Source organism: Prevotella bivia DSM 20514 (assembly GCF_000262545.1).
GTDB lineage: Bacteria > Bacteroidota > Bacteroidia > Bacteroidales > Bacteroidaceae > Prevotella > Prevotella bivia.
This window is the reverse complement of sequence record NZ_JH660659.1, coordinates 139,788-155,124: the sequence shown is the minus strand read 5'-3', so window position 1 is coordinate 155,124 and position 15,337 is coordinate 139,788. Positions and strand designations below refer to the sequence as shown.

At 34.3% G+C, this 15,337-nt stretch carries 11 protein-coding genes; 4 read left to right on the top strand and 7 right to left on the bottom strand.

Annotated elements, in window-relative coordinates:
* Positions 1–33: 33 nt before the first annotated feature.
* The 5 genes from PREBIDRAFT_RS01295 to PREBIDRAFT_RS01275 form a co-directional block, all read right to left on the bottom strand.
* Positions 34–1,245, bottom strand: coding sequence for a GDP-L-fucose synthase family protein (locus PREBIDRAFT_RS01295; protein ID WP_004336621.1), 1,212 nt, complete (start codon positions 1,243–1,245; stop codon positions 34–36).
* A gap of 17 nt (positions 1,246–1,262) precedes the next feature.
* Entirely contained in the window at positions 1,263–2,354 is a 1,092-nt protein-coding gene (gene gmd / locus PREBIDRAFT_RS01290; protein WP_004336618.1) for a GDP-mannose 4,6-dehydratase, read from the bottom strand.
* Between the two features lie 222 nt (positions 2,355–2,576).
* Positions 2,577–3,200, bottom strand: coding sequence for an AbgT family transporter (locus tag PREBIDRAFT_RS01285; protein ID WP_004336615.1), 624 nt, complete (start codon positions 3,198–3,200; stop codon positions 2,577–2,579).
* Positions 3,190–3,918 carry a DUF5932 domain-containing protein gene (locus PREBIDRAFT_RS01280; protein ID WP_004336612.1) on the bottom strand — a complete coding sequence of 243 codons (729 nt, stop codon included), beginning with the start codon at positions 3,916–3,918 and terminating at the stop codon, positions 3,190–3,192. The genes PREBIDRAFT_RS01285 and PREBIDRAFT_RS01280 overlap by 11 nt, the downstream gene beginning before the upstream one ends.
* 23 nt (positions 3,919–3,941) lie before the next feature.
* Positions 3,942–7,514 (bottom strand): ATP-binding protein, encoded by a 3,573-nt coding sequence (locus PREBIDRAFT_RS01275; RefSeq protein WP_004336609.1) that lies wholly within the window; start codon positions 7,512–7,514, stop codon positions 3,942–3,944.
* A gap of 160 nt (positions 7,515–7,674) precedes the next feature.
* On the opposite strand from PREBIDRAFT_RS01275, the gene PREBIDRAFT_RS01270 reads away from it, so the two are divergent.
* The 4 genes from PREBIDRAFT_RS01270 (at position 7,675) to PREBIDRAFT_RS01255 (ending at position 11,838) form a co-directional block, all read left to right on the top strand.
* Positions 7,675–8,739: a LacI family DNA-binding transcriptional regulator gene (locus PREBIDRAFT_RS01270; protein ID WP_004336606.1), complete on the top strand. Its 1,065-nt coding sequence runs from the start codon at positions 7,675–7,677 to the stop codon at positions 8,737–8,739.
* A gap of 57 nt (positions 8,740–8,796) precedes the next feature.
* The gene (locus PREBIDRAFT_RS01265; RefSeq protein WP_004336603.1) at positions 8,797–9,645 is read left to right on the top strand and encodes a hypothetical protein; all 849 of its coding nucleotides are present in this window, start codon (positions 8,797–8,799) and stop codon (positions 9,643–9,645) included.
* A 108-nt stretch (positions 9,646–9,753) separates the two neighbouring features.
* Complete coding sequence (locus PREBIDRAFT_RS01260; protein WP_004336600.1) at positions 9,754–10,461, top strand: glycoside hydrolase family 25 protein; 708 nt, start codon at positions 9,754–9,756, stop codon at positions 10,459–10,461.
* 63 nt (positions 10,462–10,524) lie between these two features.
* Entirely contained in the window at positions 10,525–11,838 is a 1,314-nt protein-coding gene (locus PREBIDRAFT_RS01255) for a zinc ribbon domain-containing protein (RefSeq protein WP_004338988.1), read from the top strand.
* A 261-nt stretch (positions 11,839–12,099) separates the two neighbouring features.
* Here PREBIDRAFT_RS01255 and PREBIDRAFT_RS01250 read toward each other — a convergent pair whose 3' ends face one another.
* Positions 12,100–14,067, bottom strand: a complete 1,968-nt coding sequence (locus tag PREBIDRAFT_RS01250; RefSeq protein ID WP_004336595.1) for an NAD(+) synthase — start codon at positions 14,065–14,067, stop codon at positions 12,100–12,102.
* Between the two features lie 35 nt (positions 14,068–14,102).
* Positions 14,103–15,329 carry a DUF2027 domain-containing protein gene (locus tag PREBIDRAFT_RS01245; RefSeq protein ID WP_004336592.1) on the bottom strand — a complete coding sequence of 409 codons (1,227 nt, stop codon included), beginning with the start codon at positions 15,327–15,329 and terminating at the stop codon, positions 14,103–14,105.
* Between the last annotated feature and the right edge of the window lie 8 nt (positions 15,330–15,337).

Genomic DNA, 15,337 nt, shown 5'->3' with positions numbered 1-15,337 from the left:
TTTTTATGAAGTTATTTAGTATATTTTCTATTTTTACTGAAGACTTTTTTGATACCATTTAAAAAGTCGTTGCACACCTTGTTCTATTTCTACTTGATGAGTCCAGCCTAAACTATGAAGTTTCTCAACGTCAATCAGTTTTCGTAGTGTTCCATTAGGTTTCTCTGCGTCCCAAATAATCTCACCTTCAAAACCAACTGTTTGTTTAACAAGATCTGCTAATTCTCTTATTGTAAGTTCTTTGCCTGTACCAATATTAATGTGACAGTTTCTTATTTCGCCAAGTGAAGGGATAGCACCACCACGCCCATCGCTATTATTTCTATCAACAGCACCATCTGTCTTTGTTCCTAAAAATGCGCTAGAATAGTTTTCTATGCCAATTATATCTTTAAAATCAACATTCAACAGAATATGTACACTAGCATCTGCCATATCTTCACTCCATAGAAATTCACGCAACGGACTGCCGTCTCCCCAAAGTGTAACCTTATTATTCTCAATTCCATAAAAAGCCAAAGCTTTTTCTATTCGTTCTTGAGAGTTATTGCCATCTACATTCCCTTCGCCAATAATAGATTGAAGTTTAGCAATAGGATTGATAGGGCGCTTTTTCATATCTACACGGATAGCATTCCAATTGTTATCGTGGAGCAGTTTTGCTAAATATACCTTACGCATTATTGCTGGCATCACGTGTGAGTTTTCTAAATGAAAATTGTCGTTAGGTCCATATAGGTTGGTAGGCATTACTGATATATAGTTAGTGCCATACTGCAAGTTATAGCTTTCGCACATTTTCAGTCCTGCTATTTTGGCGATAGCATATTCTTCATTTGTATATTCGAGCGGGGAAGTTAGCAAAGTATCTTCTTTCATCGGTTGTGGCGCATTCTTTGGATATATACAAGTGCTACCTAGAAAGAGTAATTTCTTTACCTTATTTATATAAGCATTTTCAATGACATTACATTGTATTTTCATGTTCTGCATAATGAAATCAGCACGATACAATGAATTTGCCATAATACCACCAACAAAAGCAGCTGCAAGGACTACAGCATCAGGCTTTTCGTCTTTAAAGAATTGTGCAACATCTGCTTGATTAGTTAAATCAAGTTCTTTATGTGTGCGACCTATTAGGTTATTGTAACCACGCGCTTTAAGATTATTCCATATAGCAGAACCTACTAATCCTTTGTGTCCTGCAATATAAATCTTAGAGCCTTTATCTAGTTTTGCCATTTTTCTCTTTTATCTCCTTACTTTACAATACCTTTTTCAAGATATTCTTCGAGGTTTGTACGAACCTTTTCAGCAGCTCCTTCTGAAGCAACTTTTGCCATATCGCTATCAACCATAAGATTGACAAGTTCTTCAAATGAAGTACTACTTGGATCCCAACCTAATTTTGCTTTAGCCTTTGTTGGGTCTCCCCAAAGGTTTACAACATCAGTTGGACGATAAAAATCAGGGCTGACTTCTATTAGTACCTTACCTGTAGCCTTATCAATACCTTTTTCTTCTAACCCTTCGCCTTTAAATTCAAGCTCAATACCAACATGTTTAAAAGCATAATAACAGAAATCGCGTACACTATGCTGAACACCTGTTGCTATAACAAAGTCTTCTGGATGATCTTGCTGTAAGATTAACCACATACATTCTACATAGTCTTTCGCATATCCCCAATCACGGAGAGAGCTAAGGTTACCTAAATATAGCTTGTCTTGTTTACCTTGTTTAATACGAGCTGCTGCGAGAGTAATCTTTCTAGTAACAAAAGTTTCACCTCGACGTTCACTCTCATGATTAAACAAGATACCTGAACAACAATACATGTTATAAGCTTCACGGTATTCTTTCACTATCCAAAAACCATAAAGCTTTGCAACAGCATAAGGGCTATAAGGATGGAAGGGGGTATTTTCATTTTGAGGAACTTCTTCTACTTTTCCATAAAGCTCAGAAGTTGATGCTTGATAAATCTTGCATTGCTGAGTAAGTCCTAATTGACGAACAGCTTCTAATATTCGTAAAACCCCAACGGCATCAACATCTGCTGTAAACTCAGGAGAATCGAAACTTACTTGTACATGGCTTTGAGCTGCTAGATTATATATTTCAGTAGGTTTAACTTTACCTATAACCCCTAGAATACTCATTGAGTCGCTAAGATCAGCATAATGTAAATGAAAATTAGGTTTGCCTTCTAAATGAGCTATTCGTTCACGGAAATCTACTGATGATCTACGAATTGTGCCATGAACATCATAACCTTTGGACAATAACAACTCTGCTAGATAAGATCCATCTTGTCCAGTTATACCTGTTATGAGTGCCACTTTCTCCATAATATTCTCTTCTTATAAGTTTTAAAATTATTTCTTTCTATTATGCAAAAATACAAAAGCTCTATGAATTATACAAATAACAAGCTTGAATATATAGCCTTTGGACAATAACAACATAACAGATAGGAGTATAGTTTATTGAGTATTTATTCTTATCTATTTATCATAACTGTCATTAGGTTTGTATTTTATACATAGTAATAATAAACATTTTTCCTAGTTTTATTTAAAAATAAATATGATAGATGCAATCAGCTGATTTACCATAAAGCAAAGAGGAAAAAAGTAAGCAAGTACTTTAATACCACTAACTAGAAACTCATACATAGTCTCAAAAGAACGAATACTTTGTGTAATATATCCGTATGAAATAGATGCTATTATAATAAAGAATGAAATAGACGGAATTATACTTAACGCAAAACTACTTGGAAACAGTTCACCTATAACACTTAAAAGTATTGCATGAGGGATTAGCGACAAAGAAGCCATAATAATAAAAAAGGCAATCATCTCTGCCATTACAACTATTAAGCCTACTTTTTGCTGATAATGAAAATTTAGTATTTCTCTCGTAAATACTACTCGTAATAATTGTTTCAATGCAGCATATAATCCAGACTTATATAAAATGCCTAATGCCATAGCTATAAGAATATTCCAAATAAGCACATTAGCATATTGATTACGAGCAAATGAGCCAAAGAACCATCTAATACCTTCACTACTTAATAATGAGTGCATAGATAGTTCTGGCATAGCTGCAGTAATAATCCAAGAAAAGAATATTATAAGTAGCTGAACTAAAAATAAAACAACAGTTATTATTCCTAGTTTATTCTTCATCTGGTCGTAAGTTATCTATATCTATAATATGGAGTTCTAAAGCACGAACAGCAAGACGTGTTGCATTTACACTCATACCGTTATTACCATCAGGGAAAAGCTTTTGCACTAATTCGTTTTGGCGTTTCTCTAAGCTTTTTACACCAAACGGCATACCACGAAGTTGAGTGATTTGGTCCTTAGTATAACCTAGAGCAAGATGCCTAAGAAAACGTTCATCATATTCATCGATTTCATAATTTACTAAAGCTTCTTGGTGCATCAATATACCATTAATTGTTTGCTTAAAGCGTGCTACAATTTTCTCAAGAATAGGTTGATTAAAAACCATTCTTTTTCCTGAAATAACACTAGCAACATCACCTCGTGTCAATAGCTCTCCGCTCTTTAAGCAGATACCATCTGCACCTGCATCAAGCACATCAACCCAAAGTTTTTCATTAAGAATTTCACCTGTAAATATCAAAACCTTAACATTACTAGCATATAATTCTTTTGTTTGACGACATATCTCAACCCCTACTGTAGTCGATCCTCCTAAGCCAAGATCCAACAAAACTAGATCAGGCTTATTTTCTTTTATCAACTTCCAATATGAAGCTTCATTTTCAGCAGTACCAATAATCTCGGCTTCAGGAATTTCATTCTTGAAGATGCCTTCTGTTCCTTTAAGTTCTAAAGCAACATCCTCTACAATTATTACTTTAAATTTATCCATATTATATTTTTTCTTTTTACGAACTACGCAATACTTTTTCTTGTCTCTTGTCTTGAAAGCGTGATATGTATCACTACCCTATCATTTTCACTCGTTGCACTAATTCCACATCCACGTTTATTATTTACTTCTCCATTTTCTCTTACAATCTGGCGACAAATAAAATAATCTAACCCTTTGGTATTTGGGGAAAACAATTCTTTACATTCATCCTTGCTTAAAGAGAGCTGATCCATTATAACGTGCATGATTATATATTGTTTGGAGTTTTGATCTATCTTTATAGTTAAAACTGATGAGTTATTCTTCTTGTATAAGATTTCAAACATTAGCTTTAAAAGATCTAAATCCCCCATTACGTTTGGCTGATTATTCGTATCTATAAGTTTACCAAATCTTCCTACTATTTCTTTTACATTAAGAGTATTTGCTTTCATCTTAACATCATTTACTTGCACCATAGCTTGAACACTTAAAATAGAGTATAACTCCTTATAATACTGTGCCAATTCACTAACTGTCTGAAGTTCTGGTTTATCTTCAGATACAAGTTGTTGAATGCGAGAGGGGTAATACATAGTTTCATGCTTTAATGTTGATAAGCAATTATCCAAGATACTATTACTAATGTGAAGTTTTTCGCTTTCTAACTCTTCACAACGAACATCATCTTTCAATATTTCTAGATCTATATTTCTTTTATTTGTCTTACTTATAGAATTTTCTAAAGCTCCTTTAATTTGTCCAACAATTGCTTTAAGCTGGTATGGAAATTTATCGGTTCGTATCTCACATATCTTTTGTAACTTACTTTCTGAACTATCTAGGCTTAATAAAATTTCATTGATACTATTCACCTTATCTATACAATAGCGATAAAATAACCTATGTCGATAATACAAGAAGTAGTAAGCTGGAAATATTAATAATAAACCCAAAATCAATAATATAACAGCTACATTTTTATTCGACTCACTTTTTAGCATCATCTTACAATAAGTGCTTAAAGTACTATCGGCATATTTTTCTTTAAATAATCTCGTATAAATAGCGTTATTATACCTATATAACCCCCATTGGTGCAAAGCTAATGCAGCCACAGCACTTTCATTTCTAATATCTAAAATAACATTATAGCTTGTGGGTACTTTATGCTGAAACCATATTATTTCTGCAACCTCTGTAGAAGAAGTACTATTCCGCTGCATAAACAATCTACCATTAGGATATAATTTCTTATAGTGTTTATTTAAATAATACCTACAAGTATCTGCAAATAATAGAGTTTTATTATATAACCCATTTACATTACAATAGTAAGCCGAATCAGCATACACAATGGCTAAAGCTATATAATCTTTCTTCTGCAAAGCAATTGTTTTATCTGGTGTTGCATCACGTTGAGCATGTGTTGGAAGAGAATAAAATAGCGTTCCTATCAATATACATAGAGGTAATAATATTCTCGAAATGCCTTTAGGTAAGCGGAAATAGAAAATACTACCCTTTCCTACTTCGCTTTCGACTCCTAAATCACAAACAGAAAAGATCTGACTAACTTTTTTGTATTTATTTATTATACCCTTACAATTCATCAATCCAAACCCATGCGATTCCTTTATCTTTTTATTGGCTTGGAGGTTTCTATCAAAGATATGAGCTTGCTCTTCTTTAGGTATGCCTACTCCTGTGTCGGAAACCGATATTTCAACAAAATTTTCAAATTCTTTTGCAGCTATAGTAATCTTACCTCCCACTTCCGTAAACTTTCTCGCATTATCAGCTAAAGTATTAATCATAAATAAGGTAAGTACACGATCAGCTTTAACCACACTAGTAGTAGGATTAACCAATAGTTCAAGCCCTTTAATTTTGAAACCAGTTTTACCTTTGCGTACAATATCAAACACAGTGGCAAGAGGAAAACTTTCTATATGTAAAGAGAGCTTGCCCTGTCTTAGTTGGATCCACTCTGTTAACACATTATTATATTCGTTGATTTTTTCAGTCAACTCATTAATATATGTAAAGCGCTCTTGCTGAATGACTCTATCCTCATTTTTATTTTTTAGTACATCTATCTCATGTAACATTCTATCAATAAACGGAGTTATGCTATTTACAAGAGAAATCTTTGTACGTTGTTCTAGATTTTTACGCTTATTATCTGCAACATGCAGTTTATTTATATTTAACTGTTCAATAGCTTCCTCATAATCTTCTTCCAATTGTTCCATTTTACGCAAATCTTGCTCTTGCCACTTTTTTAGAGGCAATAATAAAGCATCAAGTGAACTGTATTTATCATTACTCCTTTTTAATTTATGAAAGAATATAATCAAAGACAGTATCACTATGATTAGCAATACAATAGATATTATTAAGATGTTAAGTTCATGAGACGTTTTTTCTAACTGTCCCGCTCTTGCTTCATAATATCTATCTTGACGTGTTTGCTCTTGCAAATCAAGATAAATATTTCTATTAAAATCACTTAATTGTTTCGCATTTACAGCAGAGTATGATACGCTTAATTGCTCACGAATAGATGCGATCAAGTCTGGTGCTTGATAAATAGCCTTATTGGTTTTCAGCGCATTTTGTAAGCAATTGATAGCTGCATTATAATCATGTATCTGCCAATAACACGTTGCTAAAGTTCGGTATGAGCCAGCTATCTGATAGACATCTCCAAACTTGGTAAATAATTCTAGTGATCGTTGTGCCAAATTTCCTGCTAACAAGCTATCGGGCATATTCTCTGAATTAATGTATTTTATAGCAGGAAGATTTTGCTTCATTAAATAGATTCGAATACTTTTCTGTTGAAGATGATTACTTAAACCTTGCAAAGCATTGGCTTGCCAATAAGGAACCCCTATCTTCGTAGCTATCATATAACACTGTATTAGATTATCAAACTCTGCTTCATTTATCTCTTCCTTTGAGCCATTTGTATAGAAACCACCTGCACCTATATTATATAAATAAGCTAAATACTGCCCTTTGTCCGACTGAATATCGCCTTCAGGATCAATATTTTTCATTGCTTTGATAGAAGGCTTATCAAGTCCTATATAGAAATAATATGTTGAAGTAATAAGATAAAACTCAGTCTCTGCGTAAATAAGTCGTTTCTTTAATCGTGTGGAAAGCGTGTTCTTTTCTTCTTGAATACGCTTTAACCTTCCTTGTGCTTGATATTGAAAATCATAGAAATCTTTATTCTTAGATTGTCTTTGGCATAAACGCATCATTTGAACATCAGCAACAAGAAGTTCCAACTGATTATCTGTTAAGGTATAAACGGTATCAAGTGTATTGTATGCCTTTTCATACTCCATCTTCATCAACTCTACAAAAGCTCTATTATTATATGATTCAGCTTTCCCTGCAGAATAGTTTGCAGCAGCAGATAAAGCTTTTTGGGAGTAGTATAAAGTAGAGTCAATATCCTTATAATGAAAAGTATAAGAAAGATCGTTATAGTGATCCACGAGTTCTGAATTTGCCTTCTTGCATGAAAACAAACACAAAACCAATAGTCCACAAAATAGGGATAAAAGTTTTCTTATGTTATTACTCTGTTTATACATATAGAGAAGTTAGATCGATACAAATATACAAATAAATTACCAATCATACCCAAGCTGTCAAAGTTTATCAACGCTTTTATCTATTTATTATCAGTGTGTGTTCGCACAGTTCTATTTTTTTTTTTACTTTTGCAGATATAATTAAAGGAGGAAAAACATTATGACTGAGAAAATTAGAATAAAAGATATTGCAGAAAGAGCAGGAGTAAGTGTAGGTACTGTTGATAGGGTTATTCACAAGCGTCCTAATGTATCTGTTGATGCACTTCAAAAGGTTGAAAAAGCATTGAAAGAAATGAATTATCAGCCTAATGTTTATGCTAGTGCGTTAGCATACAATAAGAGTTATACTTTTTATATTCTTTTGCCAAAACATGCTAGCGAAGCTTATTGGGATGAGATAGAAGAAGGAGCTTTAAAAGCAGTGGAACAACGAAGAGACTTTAATATTAGCCTAAAAATTATGTATTATAGCCGCCTTAATTCCGAATCTTTTGTTGAGACTTTCCAAAAATGTCTTTCCAAAGAACCTGATGGAGTTATCGTAGTTCCCTATACATTAGCGCTAACTCGACAGTTTACCGATGTCCTTCACGAGAAGAAAATACCTTTCGTGTTACTTGATTCCTATATACCCGATCTCAAACCATTATCTTTCTATGGTCAAGATTCTTTCCAAAGTGGCTCCTTTGCAGCTCACATGCTTATGCTTTTTACACAGTCTGAGACATCTATAGCTATTGTAAAGCAGACGATAGATGGCAAAATGGCATCGCGTCAGCAAGAGTATCGTGAGAAGGGGTTGCGTGCTTATATGGAAAGTAATTATCCTGATATTAATATTTACGAAGTAAATCTTCCCCTTGATGAAGAAAGAAAGCAATACGAATATATTTTAGACGATTTCTTCACCAATCATCCTGAAATCCATCATTGCATTGCATTGAATTCAAAAGCCCATCTTGTAGGAGAATATTTGCTAAAGAAAAATAAGAAAGACATCCAAATAGTGGGCTATGACGTGGTTTTAAAGAACGTAGAATGTTTAAAGAAAGGAAGTGTATCTTTCTTGATAGCACAGCACGCCTATCAACAAGGCTTCGCAAGCATCGAAACTCTCTTTAGACACATAGTGCTTAAAAAGGAAGTTAAACCTGTAAATTATATGCCAATAGAATTTCTCACAAAAGAAAATATCGATTTTTATCATAGAACACAGATATAAAATATTACCGTATAAGATTTTATCTAAGTATATTTCTTCTCAAATCAATTCAAAATTATGAAAGCGGTAGATTTTAAAGACATGGCAATCATTGAACGCAATTTTTTTAAAATATTGCAATATGGTGCCTTTGACACTCATTTTCCTATAGAGCCGATGTCCTCTTTTAAATGGAAACGGCTCATTCAGATGGTTGAGGCACAAGGTGTGGTATCTACCTTTATTGATGGTATCAATAAATATGCTAGTGGAGATAATTTACAATTACCAGAAGATATTGTAGCACTTATAAAAGAAAAGGCAAAACACATACCTGCTTCACCTTTTGATAAGCTACCCAAAGAAATAAAGTTGAGTAATAGTATTCTTAATCACCGCTTGCAGAATATTATCAAAAACGAAATACACGCTATAGATACTTCGGTTGAAACGATTGATCTCCTTAAAATCATCATTATCAACTCAAAAGCAATGCTCAATCATGGCATGAGCCTAGAAGGCATTATTAGTTTAGGAAAGTATCTTAGAGCTTCAGGTAAAGGCGACCGAATTGATGTTTTAAAATTAGAAAAGTGGATTTCCTATCTTTTTTTTCAATCCATTGCACAGCTACAAGGTAATATTCTTATTTCTGTTTTTGGATTCGACCAAGATGAAATTCCTTTTGTGGAGGAATATGAAAACAGAGCTTATAAGTTAACCATGAAAAGTATCTCTGACCTTGCAAAAGATACAGCGCAAGAATGGCATTTTAGACAAAACTCTCTAGGTTTTGTGCGGAATAATAATGCTGTATTACGCAGAAACTTACGACGTAGTTTTAGATATATCAATTATTTCCCAATAGAAACAGTTAGCAATTTCATTAACAATTTCACTAAAAGTTTGAAAGAAATAGAAGAATAGGATTTTACTATTTCCTTTAAAATTTCTAAAGATTAATGCCCCTAAAAACTTCTTAATATATAGCCTTTTATCCAAATTTTATCGGCAGAATATTGTATCTTTGCAATTATGAAATTTAAATTATTCTTCTTAACTATCATATCAATATGCGCTTTCAGTCATTTGAAAGCACAATCATATATACAATGCGAAGATACTTGTCGGCATATTCATGGCATTGATATGAGTCATTATCAGGGAAGTGTATGGTGGGAAACCATTTCTCAAAACAGTAACCATAAACTCAATTACGTGTATCTTAAGGCTTCAGAAGGAGCTTCCCATATTGACAAAACTTATTTAGAGAATATAGAATCGGCACAACGCTATGGAATGAATGTAGGATCCTACCATTTTTATCGCCCTAAAGTTCCACAAGAAGTGCAACTTCAAAACTTCCTTACCCAATGTCGTCCACAAGATCAAGACTTAATTCCGATGGTTGATGTAGAAACTACTGGTGGGCTGTCTGCTTATGCACTACAAGACAGCTTACAAAAGTTTCTTGTGCTGATGACTAAGGCTTACGGAGTACGTCCTTTAGTTTATACATATACTAATTTTTATAATCGCTACCTTTCTGGATCTATTGATGAATATAAGCTTTTCATTGCTCAATACAATGGACGTGAGCCTGTGCTAAAAGATGGTAGAGATATTTTTGCTTGGCAATATACAGGAAAAGGGCATATTAATGGGGTTAACGGATATATAGATAAAAGCAGACTTCTTGGTAGGCATAGCATACGTGAAATTCGGTTTCCACGTCGACGGTAGTTTTACGGTCATTAACATACACTCATTAATCCTTTCTATAAACAAATCAGACATTAAAACCTCATGATAATTAAATGTCCTGAATGCGGTCATCAAGTTAGCGATAAGGCACCTATATGCCCAAGTTGCGGTGTTGAGATTGCTGGTCACATTATTAAATGTTCTAATTGTGGAGAGCTTTACCTTAAAGAAGATGGTATGTGTCCTAACTGCCATTATGTAGCACCACAAACGATCTCCCACCCTAACATAACCATAAGTAAGGAAGAGGTTATAAGCGAAGCTAATATAACAATAGACACAAAAGATAATCAAGATGTCATAATAAGGGATACAGAGAATAGTATCAATGAAAGACAAGCCACATCGGAAGTCATCGCAACAACTCTTTTAAACATCTCTGAAGCAGAAGGACAAGAAGAACGATTAGCCCTTTCCACAGCCCCTACCCCTGCACAAACAATAGAGAGCGACTACTCTAAAGTAGAAGATTCTTTTTCTACTGAAGATGTAAAAGGTATTCCAAATAGACGCAGCCACAAGTCCCTAATTATAGCTATAGCAATAGCAATTCTTGCTGGTATTATTTTTCTTTTCATTTATAAAAAGACAAAACCAAACACTGAAGCTCAAGAATATGAACTAGCCCTAAAGAGTAATGACCTTACGCTTTTAAATCAGTATCTTGAAAACTTTCCTGAAGCACCTATCAATCATAGAAAAATGATTTCTACCCTATTGAGCAAGAATAGTTCTTCTATTGACACAGATAATTGGAATAATATTATCAAGATAAATACACGCGAAACCTATCAGCAATATTTAGCTGCACACCCAAACACTCCTCATAAGAAAGAGATAATGGTAAAGCTTGATGAACTAGATTGGCAAAAAACAATAGTTTCAAATACAGAAAAAGCCTATTTAGATTATCTTACCAATCATCCAAATGGTATCCACAAACATGAAGCCGAAGAGAAACTAAAAACGATACTTGTAAAACCTGCATCAAAAGACGAACAAGCAAAAGCTATTGCATGTGTACGACAATTACTTGTAGGCATGAATACGCGTAGCAAGGACAAAATTACAGGAGCAGTAGCTAGCCAACTTAATTTCCTTGGGGCATCGGGAGCTACCGCTCAAGATATTATAAGGTATATGAACGATAAGCTTTATCAAGCAGATGTAAAAACTATCAATTGGCATTTGGGAAGTTCAGACGAAATAGTTTCCACTGTAGGTACTGATAGTACTATACAGATAAAAATGCCTGCTAAACTTATTATTAACCGCAAAGGTGGTAAAGTGGCAAAAAACTATATAGTAAAGGCAACTATTAAATTAGGTAGGATAAATAAAGTAACTTGGAACTAAACAAAAAAAGAGCAGCATTTAAGGACTAAAACACTGTCTTTTTGCTGTTAAAGCTTATATTTGTTCTAACAAAAGCTCATTATTCAAAAACATTTTTAATTTATTTTTGTTTTAAAAATAAATTAAATGCACTAGAAAAATAAATTATTTTTCACTGCAAAAGAATACCTTTTCATAGATAAAAGCTTACCTTTTTACTGTAAGGAGGTAAGCTTTTATCGTTTAATAGTTAATACCTAGATTTACTCAAAGATAGTTTTATTAGCATTGTATATCTTCAAGATCTTTTATCCAATCAGTTGTCATCGCATCAGAAGGCATACGCCAATCTCCACGAGGCGAGAGACTTACACTACCAACCTTTGGACCATCAGGCAAACAAGAGCGTTTAAACTGCTGTGAGAAGAAACGCTTATAGAAGATGCGAAGCCAATGTAAAATAATACCATCGGCATATTCTTCCTTAAAGGCTTGCTGTGCAAGCCAGAATATTTTCTTTGGACGGAAACCAAAGCGTAGTACATAATAAAGAAAGAAATCATGCAATTCGTAAGGACCTACAAGGTCTTCTGTCTTTTGGACAATCTCTCCGTTTTCATCAGCAGGCGTAAGCTCTGGTGAAATAGGAGTATTAACAATATCTTCAAGTGTAAGTTTTATAGAATCCTCTACTCCATTTTCAGCTACATAAGAAACTAAGTGTTTTATTAAAGTCTTTGGAATACCCACATTAACAGCATACATACTCATGTGATCACCATTATAAGTACACCAGCCAAGAGCTAGCTCGCTCAAATCGCCTGTACCAATAACAATACCACCAACTTGATTACTTATATCCATCAATATCTGCGTACGCTCACGGGCTTGTGAATTTTCATAAGTTATATCATGCACGTCTATATTATGTTCTATATCTGTAAAGTGTTGCTTTACTGAGGCTGCAATGCTAATTTCACGTATAGTGATACCTAGGTTTTGCATTAATGTAATCGCATTATTATAAGTACGGTCAGTAGTACCAAAGCCTGGCATTGTAATGCCAATAATTCCTCTACGATCGTATCCTAACTTGTCGAATGTTTGTGTTGCAACGAGAAGTGCTAAAGTAGAATCTAGCCCACCACTCACACCTATAACAACTGTTTTGCAATTGATGTGTGATAAACGCTTTGCTAAACCACAAACCTGAATGTTCAATATTTCTTCGCAATGTTCACGCAGTTTGTCTCCCTTTGGAATAAAAGGATATTTATCCACCAGTCGTGTAAGCACAAAATCACGTTGGATAGATGCAGGTATGCACGCTGTAATATTTTGTAGAGGCAACTGATTATTGGCTCTAAGTCGTTGCATAACCGATGGACGTTGCGCATTGACGAAAGTAGTATTTGAACGACGTTCTGTACGCAGTTTCTCTATATCAACTTCAGATATAATTAATTGACTTTCTATTTCAAAACGTTTAGCCTCTGCTAGCAATTGACCATTCTCATAGATAAATCCATTGCCTCCATAAACGACATCTTGAGTACTTTCACCAAATCCGCACCCACTATAAATATATCCAGAAATGGTTCTAGCACTCTGCTGTGCTACCAACGATTTTAGATAATTATGCTTTCCTATGAGATCATCGCTTGCCGAAAGATTAAAAATGAGTTCAGCCCCTGCCAATGTTAATTGGTTGCTAGGAGGAATTGGAGCCCATAGATCTTCACATATTTCAATACCAAACTTTACACCTTGTGAGGTTGTAAACAGCTGTATATCTGAAGAAATTGTTATCTTTTCGCCTACATAATAAATACTTTGAAATTGAAGATCTTGCGAAGAAGCAAACCAGCGTTTTTCGTAAAATTCACCATAGTTAGGCAAATAAGTTTTAGGAACTATTCCGATCAACTTACCATGCTGAATAACCAAAGCGCAATTAAGCAAAACAGAATCGGCACAAATAGGTGCACCTACTATAACTGTAATATCTAGCTGTCGGGTAAAATCGAGCAATTGTATAACAGAGGTTTCTATATTATCTAATAAAATTTGTTGATGAAACAAGTCTTGACACGAATAGCCTGTTAGCGACAATTCAGGAAACACAATGATTTCCACTCCTTCACCCTCAGCTATGATTACCTGTTTCTCTATTTCCGCAAGATTGTACTGTGTGTCAGCTACCTTTACAGAAGGTATTGCTGCTGCTACTTTTATAAATCCGTATTTCATCAAATTTTCAGTTATTAAGATAAAAATCAGTGTTATTACTTTATTGTTACCTGCGTGGCTCCATAGCCATACTCACGAAAAGATGCATCTTGGTAAGAGTAGTGTTTATAGCGATAGTTTAGTTCATGAAGTAAAGCCTGACGCAATACACCCTCACCCTTTCCATGTATAAAAATAACCTTTTGCCCCTTTGTACCCTTATATTCGTCTAACGTTTTTCGGAAAACCTCTAGCTGGTATTCTAAAATATTGGCAGAAGACATACCTTGCGTTGTTTCTAAAAGAGTATTAGCATGCAGATCTATGATAATCTTATCCTCACGCATTACTTTCTTTGACATTTTTGTTGTTGGTGCTATAGGTGTAGCTTCTGTAAAATGTTTCTGAAGAGTTGCTAATTTTTCTTTTGCTATTGTTTCTTGTACACGAGCAGGTTGCTGCTTCTGAGTTTTCTCTATTTCCACTTCCAAGCTCATTTTTTTTGGCTCCACATTAGAAGTATGCCCTTGCTTATCATCTAATACAAGCGTATAGAGAATTGCTGGTTTTTCAAAAAACATATTATCTCGAAAAGCATTTTGCTTATAAAATTTTACCGCATCAAGCTTTACCTGAACATCATATACTGACTTTATTGAAAATGGCTTATCTATCTTATATGCAAAGAATTGCACATCTCCTTTCAATAAGTTGTTCAAATCATCTCTTCCAAATTCCTCCAATTTAAGTTTCATATTAGGCTCCACCTCTCCATGAGTGCGCAAAGTCCATTGATCGTCCTCATCTGCTGTTTGATAAGCAAAGCTAATATAGTAATTGGAATCATTAACAAGATAAGCTTCAAAACGGGTTGTGGATAGTTGGTTTTCATCTATTGGTACATAAGCAATATATACAGAAAGCTTATTACCCCCTATACGTTCTTGCGCAGGAAGTTCGAAGCCTATTGAGGGATCTTCGTATGGTTTCACCTCAACATCTATATCACGCCAGTTTTCTAACTCATCGTCTTCATTATCTGCAAGGCGTTGCTTAACACTTTTCTTTAACTCGTCGGTTTCTATTTCACGAGCTTTTTCCTCTATCTTACTCAACGCCTTTGCATCAGCATTAGCATCTTCAATAATAACAACTTCTGTTGCAGGGGTTGGAATTTGAAAGCCATCTTCGTCCTCTACCAATACTATATTTTTTCCTTGGAAGCCAGCTATAATACCACCTCCATTTTCATTGAGAAATCTTACTTTATCACCTTTTTTCATCTTTCAAT